This window comes from Acidiferrobacteraceae bacterium (assembly GCA_037388825.1).
Taxonomy (GTDB): domain Bacteria; phylum Pseudomonadota; class Gammaproteobacteria; order Acidiferrobacterales; family JAJDNE01; genus JARRJV01.
In genome coordinates this window covers 1-13,596 of sequence record JARRJV010000008.1, presented here as the reverse complement: position 1 = coordinate 13,596, position 13,596 = coordinate 1, and the positions used below count along the sequence as shown (strand labels likewise).

18 protein-coding genes are annotated in these 13,596 nt (G+C 59.3%); 6 read left to right on the top strand and 12 right to left on the bottom strand.

Going from position 1 to position 13,596, the window contains the following annotated elements:
• Positions 1–2 precede the first annotated feature (2 nt).
• Positions 3–926, bottom strand: coding sequence for an ABC transporter ATP-binding protein (locus P8X48_02405; protein ID MEJ2106166.1), 924 nt, complete (start codon positions 924–926; stop codon positions 3–5).
• 192 nt (positions 927–1,118) lie between these two features.
• Between P8X48_02405 and P8X48_02400 the strand changes: the two genes are divergently transcribed.
• Positions 1,119–1,625, top strand: coding sequence for a hypothetical protein (locus tag P8X48_02400; GenBank protein MEJ2106165.1), 507 nt, complete (start codon positions 1,119–1,121; stop codon positions 1,623–1,625).
• 243 nt (positions 1,626–1,868) lie between these two features.
• On the opposite strand, the gene P8X48_02395 is transcribed toward P8X48_02400, so the two are convergent.
• Together P8X48_02395 and P8X48_02390 are read right to left on the bottom strand one after the other, a co-directional pair.
• Positions 1,869–3,128, bottom strand: a complete 1,260-nt coding sequence (locus tag P8X48_02395; GenBank protein MEJ2106164.1) for a GGDEF domain-containing protein — start codon at positions 3,126–3,128, stop codon at positions 1,869–1,871.
• 253 nt (positions 3,129–3,381) lie between these two features.
• On the bottom strand, positions 3,382–4,377 hold the full coding sequence (locus P8X48_02390) for a zinc-binding dehydrogenase (protein ID MEJ2106163.1): 996 nt from the start codon (positions 4,375–4,377) through the stop codon (positions 3,382–3,384).
• A gap of 266 nt (positions 4,378–4,643) precedes the next feature.
• Here P8X48_02390 and P8X48_02385 point away from each other — a divergent pair, with 266 nt between their 5' ends.
• Positions 4,644–5,645, top strand: a complete 1,002-nt coding sequence (locus tag P8X48_02385; protein ID MEJ2106162.1) for an NAD(P)-dependent alcohol dehydrogenase — start codon at positions 4,644–4,646, stop codon at positions 5,643–5,645.
• Between the two features lie 179 nt (positions 5,646–5,824).
• The gene (locus P8X48_02380) at positions 5,825–6,445 is read left to right on the top strand and encodes a glutathione S-transferase family protein (GenBank protein ID MEJ2106161.1); all 621 of its coding nucleotides are present in this window, start codon (positions 5,825–5,827) and stop codon (positions 6,443–6,445) included.
• Positions 6,446–6,480: 35 nt separating this feature from the next.
• Here P8X48_02380 and P8X48_02375 read toward each other — a convergent pair whose 3' ends face one another.
• From P8X48_02375 to P8X48_02345, 7 genes are read right to left on the bottom strand one after another with little or no spacing between them, the layout of a single operon-like run.
• The gene (locus P8X48_02375; GenBank protein ID MEJ2106160.1) at positions 6,481–7,059 is read right to left on the bottom strand and encodes a GNAT family N-acetyltransferase; all 579 of its coding nucleotides are present in this window, start codon (positions 7,057–7,059) and stop codon (positions 6,481–6,483) included.
• Positions 7,060–7,079: 20 nt separating this feature from the next.
• Complete coding sequence (locus P8X48_02370) at positions 7,080–8,051, bottom strand: NAD(P)-dependent alcohol dehydrogenase (GenBank protein MEJ2106159.1); 972 nt, start codon at positions 8,049–8,051, stop codon at positions 7,080–7,082.
• Between the two features lie 36 nt (positions 8,052–8,087).
• On the bottom strand, positions 8,088–8,504 hold the full coding sequence (locus P8X48_02365) for a GFA family protein (GenBank protein ID MEJ2106158.1): 417 nt from the start codon (positions 8,502–8,504) through the stop codon (positions 8,088–8,090).
• 16 nt (positions 8,505–8,520) lie between these two features.
• Entirely contained in the window at positions 8,521–8,886 is a 366-nt protein-coding gene (locus P8X48_02360) for an STAS/SEC14 domain-containing protein (GenBank protein ID MEJ2106157.1), read from the bottom strand.
• 19 nt (positions 8,887–8,905) lie between these two features.
• Positions 8,906–9,592, bottom strand: a complete 687-nt coding sequence (gene merB, locus P8X48_02355; GenBank protein MEJ2106156.1) for an organomercurial lyase — start codon at positions 9,590–9,592, stop codon at positions 8,906–8,908.
• A 54-nt stretch (positions 9,593–9,646) separates the two neighbouring features.
• The gene (locus P8X48_02350) at positions 9,647–10,015 is read right to left on the bottom strand and encodes a cupin domain-containing protein (protein MEJ2106155.1); all 369 of its coding nucleotides are present in this window, start codon (positions 10,013–10,015) and stop codon (positions 9,647–9,649) included.
• A 55-nt stretch (positions 10,016–10,070) separates the two neighbouring features.
• A complete protein-coding gene (locus P8X48_02345; protein ID MEJ2106154.1) occupies positions 10,071–10,313 on the bottom strand; it encodes a DUF6356 family protein in 243 nt (80 codons plus the stop codon).
• 150 nt (positions 10,314–10,463) lie between these two features.
• On the opposite strand from P8X48_02345, the gene P8X48_02340 reads away from it, so the two are divergent.
• Positions 10,464–11,432: a LysR family transcriptional regulator gene (locus P8X48_02340; protein MEJ2106153.1), complete on the top strand. Its 969-nt coding sequence runs from the start codon at positions 10,464–10,466 to the stop codon at positions 11,430–11,432.
• Between the two features lie 10 nt (positions 11,433–11,442).
• Here the strand turns inward: P8X48_02340 and P8X48_02335 are convergent, their stop codons facing one another.
• On the bottom strand, positions 11,443–12,060 hold the full coding sequence (locus tag P8X48_02335) for a TetR/AcrR family transcriptional regulator (protein ID MEJ2106152.1): 618 nt from the start codon (positions 12,058–12,060) through the stop codon (positions 11,443–11,445).
• A gap of 83 nt (positions 12,061–12,143) precedes the next feature.
• Here P8X48_02335 and P8X48_02330 point away from each other — a divergent pair, with 83 nt between their 5' ends.
• The gene (locus P8X48_02330; GenBank protein MEJ2106151.1) at positions 12,144–12,836 is read left to right on the top strand and encodes a DUF2306 domain-containing protein; all 693 of its coding nucleotides are present in this window, start codon (positions 12,144–12,146) and stop codon (positions 12,834–12,836) included.
• A gap of 13 nt (positions 12,837–12,849) precedes the next feature.
• Positions 12,850–13,281 carry an ABA4-like family protein gene (locus P8X48_02325; GenBank protein MEJ2106150.1) on the top strand — a complete coding sequence of 144 codons (432 nt, stop codon included), beginning with the start codon at positions 12,850–12,852 and terminating at the stop codon, positions 13,279–13,281.
• A 29-nt stretch (positions 13,282–13,310) separates the two neighbouring features.
• Here P8X48_02325 and P8X48_02320 read toward each other — a convergent pair.
• Positions 13,311–13,596: hypothetical protein (locus P8X48_02320; protein MEJ2106149.1), on the bottom strand; the 286-nt coding region annotated here is incomplete at its 5' end.

The following is a 13,596-nucleotide window of genomic DNA, read 5'->3' as shown; positions in this document are numbered from 1 at the left end:
CCTTACTCGCGAAGATCCTTGTGGGTCAGATCGAAGAACAGGGCCTCCAGGCTCTGCCGTCCGATGGTGAGGCCCTCCAGCGCAATGCCGGCACTACGAAGCTCATTGAGAATATCGATGCACTGGGATGTTTCGTCCAGCGTCCCGACCAGGGTGTGATCCGACAGGCACAACGGATACCGTTCAAGAACCTTACTGATCTTCCCATTGAGCGAGGTTCCCGCGGACGCCAGTTCCGCGCGAAAGCGAATGCGATCGCTGAGCATTTCATCGAGCGCGCCCTGAACCAGGATCTTGCCATGGTCGAGTATGGCAACCCGGTTGCACATCTGCTCCACCTCCTCCATGAGGTGGCTGGTATACAGCACCGTGGTTCCGTCCCGGTTGATCTTCCGGATGGACTGCAGCAGGAAGTTTCTCGATTGGGGATCAATACCCACGGTCGGTTCGTCCAGGATCAGCAGCGCGGGGCGGTTCAACAGTCCGATCGCGAGATTGAGTCTGCGCTTCATGCCCCCGGAATAGGTGCTGGCCCGACGATGGGCAAAACCGGAAATGCCGGCCAGCTCCAGCACCTCCTCGACCCGCTTCAGCGGCCGCTTCAGTCCCGGGTAAAGCTGCGCAAAGAACTCAAGATTCTCCCGGCCGGAAAGCTTCGGATAGAACGCATAGTCTTGCGGGACCAGGGCAATGTTTTCGAGCACCTGCGTGCGATCGCTGGACAGATCCCGGTCCCCGATGCGAATCCCGCCGGCATGGGGTTTTCTGAGTCCGCACATGAGGGAAATCAGGGTCGACTTGCCGGCACCGTTGGGCCCCACCAGACCGAAGAGATCCCCCGTGGCCACCTCAAGCCGAAAATCGTCGAACAGAGGTTCTCCACCCGGATATTGAAAACTGAGCCCACCAATGGAAATCATATGCATCTGGCAGCGGTCCACCGTCGGACCCGGTACACGGCTTGCACGCCTCTTTCTGGTTTTCTGCAGTATAGCACCGGCATCCGATCCACATCGCCACTGCCTTGCCCGGATCGGGTACGCCAAATCTTTTGCGCCCTCCTGGCTTGTTCTCTATAGTTTAACGGCCCGAACACAATAACCTACAAGGAGATACCCATGCGGAGGATTTTCGTCGTTTCGCTGCTCGCAGCATCCATTACCCCCCTTGGTTGCTGGGCTGGCGACTCGGTTACCATGCAACGGATGATCCCGTTTGCGGAGGATGCGATCGTCCCGATCGCCGTGAAGAACGAGTGTCACCTGCCCGAGAAGACAGCGACATTTGTTCAGCAGTGGGCCCAAAAAGGCATGGACGTCAAGATGGAAAACAAGGTTTCGTCCAAGATGCAGGGCAAGGTCCTCGTCATGAAGATCACCGCGGTATCGGGTGCGGGCGGCGGCGCCTGGAGCGGCGCCAAGTCGATTACCACCAAGGGCACCCTGTACAATAACGGCAAGGCCATCGGATCGTTTACGGCCGCGCGCTATTCCGGCGGTGGATTCTTTGGCGCCTACAAGGGTACGTGCTCCATCCTCGGCCGTTGCGCGAAGGCCTTGGGCAAGGACATCGGGATCTGGATGCAGACTCCACGAATGAATGCCCGTCTCGGCGACGTGCACTAGCGAAGATACTAACCATCGAAAAAAGGCGAGACCCCGGTCTCGCCTTTTTTTGCGCCTTGCTTTGGCAGACATCTGGTACGCCGGAAACGGCGTGGTGGTGCCAGGCGGAAAGGGAATAAATGCAGTCTCGATCTCCAGGAACAGTACGATACCTCACGTTGCAACAATGTTTCCGCCGCGGGCGAGTTCCTGCGACACGGCGCCCCGCCTTGTCCGCGCAAAAGCAGCGGTTGTACCGGGGAACTAGTCCGATTCGCCGAGGGCGGGAGAAGCTGGTGCGGCAGGCAGCTCCAACAGCCCGCGGGGGACGCTTGCACCACGGAGCGTTCCGATCACGATGCGATTCCGGCCTTGCCACTTCGCCTCATAGCAAAGTTCGTCCGCACGGCGAACCAGATCGTCGAAACCAACGTCTTCGTCGCCGAACAGGCACACACCGATACTGGCCGATGTTCGCAGCTCCTGTCCATCGCTCCGCAGTGTGAATCGCCTGATACGATCGATCAGTTGTTCAGCTATCTCGGTCGGCGCATTGCGGCCACAGTTCTCCAGCAATATGGCGAACTCGTCTCCTCCCATGCGACAAAAGGTATCCGTCTGTCGAATCCCGTGCTCGATCTCGCGACACAAACCGACCAGATACCGATCCCCCGCGACATGGCCGAAGCTGTCGTTGATCTGCTTGAACCCGTCAAGATCCATGTAGAGCAGTGCATGTTCGGCACTGTCTGTCCCCGTCATGTTCAACTGGATCTCGACCTTGTGTTTCAACCAACGGCGGTTGTAGATGTTCGTCAAGGGATCATGAGTCGCATCCCAACCGAGGTTGTCCGTCTTCTTGATAAGCCCGCTCTCGATTCGCCGGATCTTCGTCAAGGATCGCCAGATGAGCAATATGATGATTAGAACCAGGACAAACGACACCAGGCTCATCAGAATGGTTATGCGCTGGTAGTCCGACTTCGCCTGCATCCGCTGTTTGTTCGTATTGTCGACAACCACTTCGGACAGGGTTTCCATCGTGCCAAGAAGACGGAATTCCAGAGGAAAATCCTTCTGCACGATGTCACGCTCTACTCCCTGCATACGTCCGTCACGGATTCTGTCAACGATGTCTGCTTGCAGCTGTTCCGTCGTCTTGATGATGGACAGCGATATCTGCAATATCTTTTGTTCCGATTCCTGCAAACTCATGCTCTGCAACTCGTCTCGCGCCCTGATAAAGTCGGCCGCCAGGGAATGAAACGTGCGGCTTTTTGCCTCGATTGCCCACAGATCCGTTTCCACTGACATGTCGAGCATGACGATGGAGCGCTCCCGAACCACGTGTTTCATTTGCTCGATCAGGTCCAGCTTCTTGAGACGCACTGCATCGATTCCGGTTAAGTCCCGGTTGACCCGGTCCAGCAGGTACAGGTTCGAAACGACCAGGACGATCGCGATCAGCACGATGAGAGAGGCGTCGATCATCAACACCCGGGTGGCCTTCAGATTCGTTCGCATATACCGGGCCGACCTATAGCGGGAGCGTTGTGTACGGGGAGAGCGGGGAAACAGGTAATGAGGCATGGAGCATGGTCACCCCATATCGCGGCATCTTCAGCTCGCGGTTTGCCAGGCGCACCGATCCAATTCGATGTTTCTCTGTGTCTCCCCCCACACAGGAAAGTATAGATGATATTGGCCTGCCCATGATCTGCGTTTTTTCAGCACCTTGCGCCCGATCCTCCGGTCTGCCGGCGCAAAAAGACGCAATTCAGGCAATCTCCAGTACGATCTTGCCCATCCCGGCTCCCCGTTCCAGAGCGTCCTGCGCCGCGCCCGCCTCGGCCAGCGGAAAGGTGGAAGCGATATGGGTTTTCAGTTCACCGTCCGCGGCAAGAGCGGCGGCTCGATCCAGGATGTTCCGTTGCCGGAGTTGTTCTGACTCCAGGCCGAACAGCTGGGGCGACAGTACCAGTTCAAAACCAATCGACTGGTTGCGCATGCGCGCTGGCGACAGATCCACCTCCGGCGCAATCTTCAACAAGGTAACGAGGTGACCGTAAAAGCGCGTCGCCGGAACGGACCGGGCGAAGATATCGCCACCCACAGTGTCCAGGGTTGCATCCACGCCCGCGCCGTGGGTGAAATCGCCAACCGCTTCGGCGAAATCGGTCTCCTTGTACAGGATTGCCTCGCTCGCGCCGAGACCCGTGACAAAATCCGCCTTCTCCTTCGATCCCACGGTGGTGTAGACCGTAATCCCTCGCGCTACCGCCAGCTGGATGGCGAACTGGCCGACGCCGCCGGCGCCGGCATGGATCAGCACCGACTGGCCTGATTCCAGATGGGCGCGGTCGAACAGCGCTTCCCATGCCGTCACAAACGACAGTGGAACGGAAGCCGCTTCGATGAAACTGAAGCCTTCCGGTTTCGGCGACACATTGCGCTCGGTCGTCAACACATACTCGGCGTAGTTTCCATGGAACTTGCCGAAGCTTCCGTGGAACACCATGACTTCTTCGCCGGGATTGACGTGGGAGACGCCATCGCCCACCGCCTCCACCACACCCGAGCCGTCCCAACCCAGGGTGAACGGCAACGGATCGATGTTGTAGGCACCCTCCCGCATCTTGATGTCCAGGGGATTGAGCCCGGCCGCGCGCAGACGAACCAGCACCTGTTCGGGTGCGCTGACCTCCGGTGTGGGCAGGTCGACCATTTGCAGGACCTTGCTGTCCCCAGTGGCCACCATGACTGCAGCTTTCATAGACTTTCCCCCGAAATTGATGCGCGCGGTTTCAATGATTCTTCGTATGGCGGAATTATATCAGGCAATCCGCCGGGTTTTTTTGCGGACGCGCCAGCCATTCCGGGTTCGTGATTCTCCGGTCTCCCGGAATGAATTACACTGGACCACCGCCCGGGAGCGGGAATACCAATACGACCAGCTCGCCTTTTGACAACACAGAGGGCTGACGGATCGCCAAAGACCCGCCGCCCTTTCCGACGTCCGGAAGAAAACAGGAGTGGATCGTGAGAGCAGTCCTGTTCCAAAACTACGGTTCCGCGGATGTGCTTGAACTCCGGGAAGTCGACAACCCCGTTCCCGCCGACGATGATGTCCTGATTCGCATCCACGCGGCGTCAATCAATGAATGGGACTGGTCCATGCTCCGCGGTGTCCCCTTCGTCAACCGGGTCTCCGCCGGATTGTTCCGCCCGAAAAAACTGATCCTCGGTGCAGATGTCGCCGGGATGGTGGAGGCCGTGGGCACAAACGTCAAAAGGTTCCGGCCCGGCGATCAGGTATTTGGCGATTTGTGCGCGAAAAGCGGAAGCAGGATTCCGGAGTATCGCGGCGGGGCTTTCGCTGAATTCGTGTGCGCTCCCGAAGATACATTGATGCGCAAGCCGGCTGCCGTGACCTTCGAACAGGCAGCCGCCCTGCCCCAGGCCGGTGCATTGGCGGTTCAGGGACTGGGTGGCAGGGATGGTGTCCAGGCCGGAATGAAGGTTCTTGTCAATGGTGCGTCCGGCGGGACAGGCACGCTGGCGGTGCAGATCGCGAAGACCCTCGGCGCCGAGGTAACAGGCGTATGCCGCGGAGCGAAGATGGACCTGGTACGCTCCCTCGGGGCAGACCATGTCCTGGACTACCAGCGCGAGGACTTCACCCGCACGGGAGCACGCTACGACTGGATCGTGGATGTCATGGGATTTCATTCCCTGTTCGACTGCCGCCGTGCATTGGCCCGCAATGGCCGCTACCGGATGCTCGGCGGCGCTTCCGGAAGAGTGATGCAAACCATGCTGCTCGGACCACTGTTGTCCAGGTTCAGCAGCAAGCAAATGGGTGTAGTGATGTACAAACCCATGGTGGGGCTGGACTTCCTGCTGGAACTGATCGAGGCCGACAGACTAGGACCCGTCATCGACCGACAATATCCACTCACCGAGATCGCCGATGCGTTTCGTTACTATGGAGATGGAAACGCCCGCGGCAAGGTTGTCATCATTCCCGGAACGCCCGATTGATGCCCGCCGCCACCCTGATTCGAAGTCTGTGAAGCTTACGTTAACGCTTCGCTGACCGCCAACCCGAATTGCATTATTATCCGCCCCTGCAATGAAGGGCTCGCTTGCCAACCGACGGCCAGGCAGAATTGAGCGCGTCGTCGGCGCGGGCTTCCGCTCACGGTTGCAAAGGACAAGGAATGAACAAGATCAAATTGACCTATTTCGACATCGACGGCGGTCGCGCCGAACCCGCTCGCATCGCCCTCTCCATGGCCAAGGTTCCGTTTGAGGATCATCGCATCTCCTTTGCCGAGTTCCGCGAAATGCGGGAAACGACTCCGCTCAACGCAATCCCGGTAGCAGAGATCGACGGAACCGTGCATACCCAGAGTAACGCGATGAATCGCTACTTCGGAAAACTGTCCGGTCTGTACCCGGACGACCCGTGGCAGGCCTTTCTTTGCGACGAAGTGCTCGAGATTGTCGAGGACGCCGTGCTCGCGTTTTCGCCCACGATTCGCATGAAAGGAGAAAAACAGAAGGCGGCGCGGGAAGCCCTGGCCAGTGGGCTCTTTACCCGGGTCCTCAAGACCCTGGACCAACGACTGGCCGCGGCCGGTGGAAAATATTTCACCGACGGCCGCCTGACCATGGCCGATCTCAAGGTGTTCCTGTGGATCCGGCGACTGAAGTCCGGCGGGATGGAATACATCCCCACCGACCTGCCGGACCAGGTCGCGCCGGCACTGGTGCAACACATGGAACGCATCGCCGCGGAACCGGGCGTGGCCACCTACTACGCCAGTCGCGGGAAGTAGGCTGCCACGACCAAGCTCGTCCCGGCTCCGCCATCTCACGCGATGCCGGTTTCCCCGTTCCCCGGGTGCGCCAGCCGGTACAGGATGTGGCGACGCAGGGGAGAATTCGGGTGCAACAAGGGATGGTCGAACTCTCCCGCGGCTTCCATGCCGAGACGCTCCATCACCGCGCGCGATCGAGCGTTATCGATCGAGGTAAAGGACACAATTTCGTCCAGGCCGAGCTGGTCAAAACCGAAGGCAAGACAAGTACGCGCGGCCTCGGTCGCGTAGCCCTTGCCCCAGTGTACCCGTGCCAGGCGCCAGCCCACTTCAACGCAGGGCGAGAACGGCAACTCCGGATCAGGAGTGTGCAATCCGGTGAACCCCGCGAATTCACCGCTTGCCTTTACCTCCAGCGCCCAGAATCCCCATCCACGCTCTTCGATCAGCCCCTGTGCCAGATCCACAAGTGCATCGCTCTGATTCCGGTCGAGAACTGCCGGGAAGTAGTGCATGACTTCGGGATCGGTGCTCATGGCCGCGAATGGCTCCCGGTCCACATCTTGCCACGGGCGCAAACGCAGTCGCGGCGTTTGCAGCACCACAGGCGGGTCAAATCGGGGCAGTTCCATTGACAGATTCCAGTGCGTGTCTAGGCGACTGTGACTACAACGTTTCCCGTCTTGTGTCCCCGCTCCACGTAGCGATAGGCCTCGACGATCTGATCGAAGGGATATTCGCGATCGATGACAGGGCGAAACTTTCCTTGCTCCGTCAGTCGTTTGACCAGTGCAAGACTGGCCGGGATGTCCGTCGGAATGGGAAAGGCTGTCATTCTCGTGCCCAGCAACTTCCGGGTCCAGGGCGTGATCATCGGCAGGTACATGTTCTGGCCGAGGAAACCGAGATCGGACGAGATGTATACCCCGCCCGGCTTGAGCAGATGCCGGGTCTGGAAAAAGGAGACCTTGCCCACCGCGTCGAAAACGTAATCGTATCGCTGCGCATCCTGGCGGAAGTCCTCGTGGGTGTAGTCAAGCACACGGTCCGCACCCAGGGATTTCACCAGTTCGACATTGCGGGCACCGCACACCGCCGTGACGTTCAGGCCCTCCGCCTTCGAAAGCTGTACCAGCGCGGAACCGATGGCGCCAGTGGCACCATAAACCATTACATCCTGTCCCGGCGCAATCGGAACCTTGTTCATGAAGTTGCGGGCATAGTGCGCGCCTTCCGTCCCCGCGGCAGCCTGCTCATAGGAAAGCCCATCCGGAATGGTCAGCGCATGGTCTTCAGCGATAGTCAGATATTCCGCCTGGGCGCCGCAACCGATGTCCTTGAAACCAAATACCCTGTCGCCTGCCGCCAGCGATGTAACGCCCTCGCCGACGGTCTCGACGTCGCCCGAGAACTCGCTGCCGGGTATGGGTTGTTTAGGTCTCATGAGTCCGGTCGCAATGCGGGCGAAAAAGGGAATCCCCTTCACCGTCGCGTTGTCCGTGCGATTGACGGTGGTGGCACGCACCCGTACAAGAATTTCACCCGCACCGGGAACGGGCTTGTCCACGTCCTTTAGGTGAAGAACATCGGTCGAACCATAGTGGCTGTAGACGAGGGCTTTCAATGAGCCTTCCTCCGGGTCGGCCTGGAACCGGCCCCATTACGGCTGCTTGTCAAATACCTTCACCCCTGCCGGGATCTGGAACCAGGGCAGTTTCTCGCTCACCCAGACATGGGCAGTGGGCTCAATCATACTGGTATCCGACAGATTGGTCGGCTTCAGCTTTATAATATCCGGTTCGGCAGGATTGTAGTGATACATACGATTTCCGCAGGTGGGACAGAACTTGGCGGCATTGACGTTGCCGCTATCGGCCATGCGGCTCCAGTCCTTCATTTCTCCGTTGAATTCCACCGCGTCGGCCTTTACCACCGCCGTAATACTGAAGGCGCTCGTGGACAGCTTCTGGCACTCCTTGCAGTGACACGCCACCACCATTAAGGGTGGCTCGCGCAATTCGTAGGTTACGGACCCGCACTGGCAGGCGCCCTGGATCGGATATCTGGTCTCCGTCATGCTCCCTCCGTTCGAATCAGTTCTGTGACAACCAGGTCTCGGCGTCTTCCCGCTGCTCGCGGTCGAACGCCCGGATTTCAAGGCCGGGATAGAAGATTGCCTCAAGTTCGCTCACCTTTTTGAGCCACGCCTTGTCCGTCAGTACCGCCGCCCGTCTGAACTTCTTCAGGAAGCCAAGCATGGACGGCAGCCGGGAAAATTCGATCGCAATGGCGGAAAGGGAAGGAAGATGAAAGTCCACCACATCGTAAAGCATCGTCCCATCTTCGATATCGGTGGACTGGCTCACCAACTCGTCCAGGGCGAGCTTCATGGCGTCGGAGTCGAGCCTGCCGCTCATCTCGATGTCCAGGCGATTTCCTTCCTGAGTAACCTTGAACACTCGTCCTCCTGTAGACTCGCTATACGATCGTGCCTGGTACCGACTGACTGAATTCGCGGAACATAAGGGGAACGAAGAATCGGGCCGCGAAATCCACCGCCTCCGGTAGTGGAAAAATCTCCCGGCTTTCCTTGTCGTCCCGTAGCCACTTTTGGGCGACTGCGCCGTCACGCAGAAAGGTCATCTCCATACACAGGCTGTCGGCGCAATGAACGGCCACATCCGCGGCGCCCCAGGCAATGCCAATGTGGAGCCAGCCGGTTTCCCATGGATTCTCGACAATCTTCCCGGACTGAAGGATATGGACCGGATCCCCGGTGACCCTGCATCGGGAATCAATTTCCGTCCTCATGTCGAACATCGGACTCACGGCCAGCGCATCCAGTGCGCACATGGCATGCACCAGGTGTCCGTTCGCTCGAACGCGGTACTCGCGCTCCTCCATGGTAAATGGATAGGCCCCCACGGGAGTTCCGTCCGCCGCGCACACCACCATATCGTTCTCGCGCAATATCTGGATCGCTTCGTCCGGGTCATCGACGTATTGCGCCACCTCCTGGCGACTGAGAATCCGCCCCCGCGCAACAAACGAACGCAGAAACTCCCGGTGCAGTTCCTGGACCGGCTCGCTGCATTGCTGTTGTCGCGCATGCAGGGGAAGAATCCGTCGCAGGCGTTCCAGCGCATTGTCCAGTTTGGCGTTCATACCCAACTCGGGTTTGGGGTCGCACATTATACCCGGCTGTGCGGTGCCTTCCGACTAGTCCACCAGTATCCGGCCCGGCTGACCCGCCTCGTGCACGCGGAAGATCAGGACGGTCGCACCTTCATCCAGGGTGGACACGGTGTGGACCTGCTTCAGCGGCACAACGCCGACATCACCTTTCTTGTAGGCCTCATTGGGCTTTCCGTCCTGGTGCAATAGAAAGGAACCCTCCAGCACGTAGGCAAACTCTTCTCCGGGGTGCCAATGGGTGGGCAGCGTGGTGTACGGCGGAACCGTGGTGATGCTGACGACGACCTCGGTGCCGTCGACGCCCTGGAGCTGGCTGGTCAGAAGGTCCTCAAACTTCAGCGAGGCAGCAGCGACGGCGATATTCTCTTTTGTGCTTTCGGATGTAGTGGTCATGATCGTTTCTCCAATGTGTTGTGTTTGTGACAGGGTTTTCGAACCAGCCAAATCTTCAGGCAGTCAATGCCGACCGGATCTCCTTCTTCTTGCCCTCGATCCAGTCGTTCTGCTGGCGAATGAATTCGGCGGTGACCTCCAGGTCCAGCTCCTTGCGGATGCCGATGAACGGAAAGACTCCGTGGGCCGCGAAGGCGATTACGCTGGCAAACAGGCGGGCGGCGATGGCTAGGGCGAAGATCATGTGCTCGATATAGGTCACGCCCTGTTCCCGGGTATGTGCGGTAAATGGATTCATGCTCTCCTCCCAGTCTCGTTTCGGTGAAGCTCCCTGTGAGCCCCTCATGAGAAAGAAGTCTAGGGTGTTGGGTTTCACAAAGGAATTCCCTATAATCGAAAAGTGTACTTGCATAAATGCACAGCCCAGAACCACCACGGGAGACGAGAAATGAGTGCAATTCCAGCCGGATCCGCTGCTTCCGCAGGAAACATGGAGCTGGAATGGAGCGATCTGGAGGTGATCCTGGCGGTTTGCCGGGCCGGCAGCCTGTCCGGGGCCGCCCGCGCCCTGGGACAGAATCACAGCACGATTTTCCGCAAGGTCAACGCCATCGAGGGCAAGACCGGAGTGCGCTTCTTCGAGCGCCTGCCCGACGGCTACAAGATGACCGAGGCCGGCGAAACCGCCCTGCGCTATGCCGAGCGCGTGGAAAGCGAGGTCCATGCCCTGAGCCGGGAAGTGCTTGGCCAGGACATGCGCCTGCAGGGCAAGATCCGGGTCACCGCGCCGGAAGGGATGGCCGCGCACATTACTCCGCCCCTATTGGCGAAATTCTGCAAGCTTCATCCGGAGGTATCGATCGAGATGCTGGGCGGCACTTCGGCGCTGGACCTGGGACGACGGGAAGCCGATGTCGCCATCCGCGCAACCCGGAAGCCGCCGGATGCAAGCCTCGGCCGCAAGGTATGTGATTTTCGGTTTGGCATGTTTGCCTCGCCAAGGTACCTGCAGCAACACGGCAAACAGCCAATACAGGAACAGAAATGGGCCATGATTACCGGAACTCCCGAGTGGCTGGTGCCCCATATCTGGAAGAAGAAGGCCCAGGCCGACAGACAGGTCGTATTTTCCAGTAGTATCACCCAGGCCGTGCTCAACACGGCAGCCGAGGGCATGGGCCTTACCTTCCTGCCCTGTTATCTGGGTGATGCGGATCCGCGCCTGGTACGGGTCGGCAAGCCGCTGGAGCCGCTCACGATTGAGTTGTGGGTCTTGACCCATCCCGATCTGCGTCATACCGCACGGGTGAAGGCGCTGATGGCGTTTCTGTTTGATGCCCTGAAAAAAGATACGGATCTGTTCGAGGGAAGACAACCCAACCAGGGACGGAAGCCTGTAGCACAGAGGAAAGCGTAGCGGATCCGAATCAACTGAGTCCGCGCAGCAGCTTCTCCCCTACCCCTCGCGCGAGGGAGCGCACCGATTTCGGGTCGCTGGCGTATTGGGCAAGCTGCCCGGCGGTAATCAACATGGACAGGCCGTGGACCATGGACCATGCGGCCAGGGCGATTTCCATGCGGTCCTTCTCCTTGTAGATGCCCTGCTCCAGACCCAGATCCACAATTTCCAGCAAGGCATTGAACGCACTGTCTGAGCACTCCATGAGCTCCGCTTCGCTGACCTCGCGCGGCAACACACCGCCAAACATGAGTTGCGTCATCTCCGGATTGTCCACGGCCAACATCACATAGGCCTCACCCGCGGCCAGCAGGGCCTCATCGGGCTGCGCGGCATGGTTCGCGCGAACGTCTTGCAAGGCGTCGCGGAGCCGTCCGTAGCCAATGGCTGCCAGGGCCTGCAACAGGCTGCTCTTGTCCTGGAAATGCCGATACGGCGCGGTGTGACTGACGCCGGCCGCCTTGGCCACCTCGCGCAGGCTGATATCCGCGGCCCCCTGCTCACGCAGCAACTTCTCGGCTGCAGCCAGTAGTGAGTTCCGCAGATCCCCGTGGTGATAAAGCCTGGTTTCGCGTTTTCCAGCCATAAACCCAGTCTACAAGAATATGTTGACACCGTAAACATTGATGTTTACAGTGTCAACATCAGCCGCCCCAAGGAGGGATTGCCATGAAACCAGCCCGTCGTCAGAAGCTCTTGTGGACCGCCATCATCCTGCTCAGCCTGATCGGCGCGTGGTCCGCCCTTGCCCATTATTTACCCCAGCCGGACACCGCTTTCGTTGAACGGACCAACCCGCCTCCCGGCCGGGAATGGTATCTGCAACAAATGCCCCGCTACCAGGCGCGGCCCGTAATGACCGCCCTGCACGTGGCGCCGGCATTCCTGTTCATGCTGCTGGCACCGCTCCAACTGTCGCGGCGCGTGCGCGACCGCCGTCCCGCACTGCACCGCTGGAATGGCCGCTTGCTCGTCGCCATCGGATCGATCCTCGGACCCGTGGGTATTGCGATTGGAATCGTCATGCCCTTCGGCGGACCGATTGAACTCGTGGTCTCGAGCATCATCGGGATTGCATTCCTTGTCTCGCTGTTCATGGGGGTAGTGCGGATCCGACAAAAGCGCATCGCCGAACATCGCCAGTGGATGCTACGCATGCTCGCCGTGGGATTTGTGCCCGTGACCATGCGCGGCCTGATGATCGCAGGCGTGATGCTGTTCGGCCTGCAGGCGCCCGTGATCTTCGGCCCAACCATGTTAATGGGACTGGTGATCAATGTTTTCGTGATCGAATTGCATCTGCGACGCAAACGCCGTATCCAACAACCAGGCATCGCTGCCGCGGGCATCAGCCCGGCCTGATGCGGGAGGAACCATGAACGCCGATATCCTGTTTTCGATCCTGAACACCGCAATCCTGCCCGCGTGGCTGCTGTTGATTCTCGCACCACGCTGGCGCTGGACCCGACGTGTCGTTGGCTCCGGGGGCTACAGCTTCGTCTACGCGATCGTGTATACGGCGCTGATCAGCGTTTTCATCGGCCACAGCAATGGCGGCTTCTCCTCTCTTGCCGAGGTGCAACGACTGTTTGCCAATCCCTTTCTCCTGATCGCCGGATGGGTACACTATTTGGCCTTCGATCTCCTGGTCGGAAGCTGGATCGTGAAGGATGCCCAATACCATGGAATCCATCATGGGTGGGTCGTGCCGTGCCTGGTGCTGACGTTCCTGTTCGGACCCATTGGCTGGGCGAGCTATCAGGTCCTGCGGGCAATACGACTGAAGTCGGTATCCGCGGTTCCATAGAACGGGTGCGGCAAAACCAGAACAACCTGTCACCCGCCCCGGCTACTCCCGGGTTCGGTGGCGGAAGCAAAAGCCCGCCCGCGCAGTTGCCGATATACCGCCTCCAGGATCAGGCTCGCGGCGAACACACCCCACACGGTCCAGAATGCCAGTCGATCCGTTTGCCACAAATGCCGTTGCAGGATAATGAACACCGCGGCGACTACCAGCAGACCGATGACGATGATGCCGCGACGACCCCCACACTCGCTGACCAGGCGCCAGTGGGCGGCCAGGACTGCAAGATAAACCACCATGAATACCGCACTGGTGATA

Excerpts from the sequence above, each read along its gene's own strand:
- P8X48_02405 (MEJ2106166.1), bottom strand. The coding sequence starts at position 926 with ATGCATATGATTTCCATTGGTGGGCTCAGTTTTCAATATCCGGGTGGA.
- P8X48_02400 (MEJ2106165.1), top strand. The coding sequence starts at position 1,119 with ATGCGGAGGATTTTCGTCGTTTCGCTGCTCGCAGCATCCATTACCCCC.
- P8X48_02395 (MEJ2106164.1), bottom strand. The coding sequence starts at position 3,128 with ATGCGAACGAATCTGAAGGCCACCCGGGTGTTGATGATCGACGCCTCT.
- P8X48_02390 (MEJ2106163.1), bottom strand. The coding sequence starts at position 4,377 with ATGAAAGCTGCAGTCATGGTGGCCACTGGGGACAGCAAGGTCCTGCAA.
- P8X48_02380 (MEJ2106161.1), top strand. The coding sequence starts at position 5,825 with ATGAACAAGATCAAATTGACCTATTTCGACATCGACGGCGGTCGCGCC.
- P8X48_02375 (MEJ2106160.1), bottom strand. The coding sequence starts at position 7,059 with ATGGAACTGCCCCGATTTGACCCGCCTGTGGTGCTGCAAACGCCGCGA.
- P8X48_02365 (MEJ2106158.1), bottom strand. The coding sequence starts at position 8,504 with ATGACGGAGACCAGATATCCGATCCAGGGCGCCTGCCAGTGCGGGTCC.
- merB (MEJ2106156.1), bottom strand. The coding sequence starts at position 9,592 with ATGAACGCCAAACTGGACAATGCGCTGGAACGCCTGCGACGGATTCTT.
- P8X48_02350 (MEJ2106155.1), bottom strand. The coding sequence starts at position 10,015 with ATGACCACTACATCCGAAAGCACAAAAGAGAATATCGCCGTCGCTGCT.
- P8X48_02345 (MEJ2106154.1), bottom strand. The coding sequence starts at position 10,313 with ATGAATCCATTTACCGCACATACCCGGGAACAGGGCGTGACCTATATC.
- P8X48_02340 (MEJ2106153.1), top strand. The coding sequence starts at position 10,464 with ATGAGTGCAATTCCAGCCGGATCCGCTGCTTCCGCAGGAAACATGGAG.
- P8X48_02335 (MEJ2106152.1), bottom strand. The coding sequence starts at position 12,060 with ATGGCTGGAAAACGCGAAACCAGGCTTTATCACCACGGGGATCTGCGG.
- P8X48_02330 (MEJ2106151.1), top strand. The coding sequence starts at position 12,144 with ATGAAACCAGCCCGTCGTCAGAAGCTCTTGTGGACCGCCATCATCCTG.
- P8X48_02325 (MEJ2106150.1), top strand. The coding sequence starts at position 12,850 with ATGAACGCCGATATCCTGTTTTCGATCCTGAACACCGCAATCCTGCCC.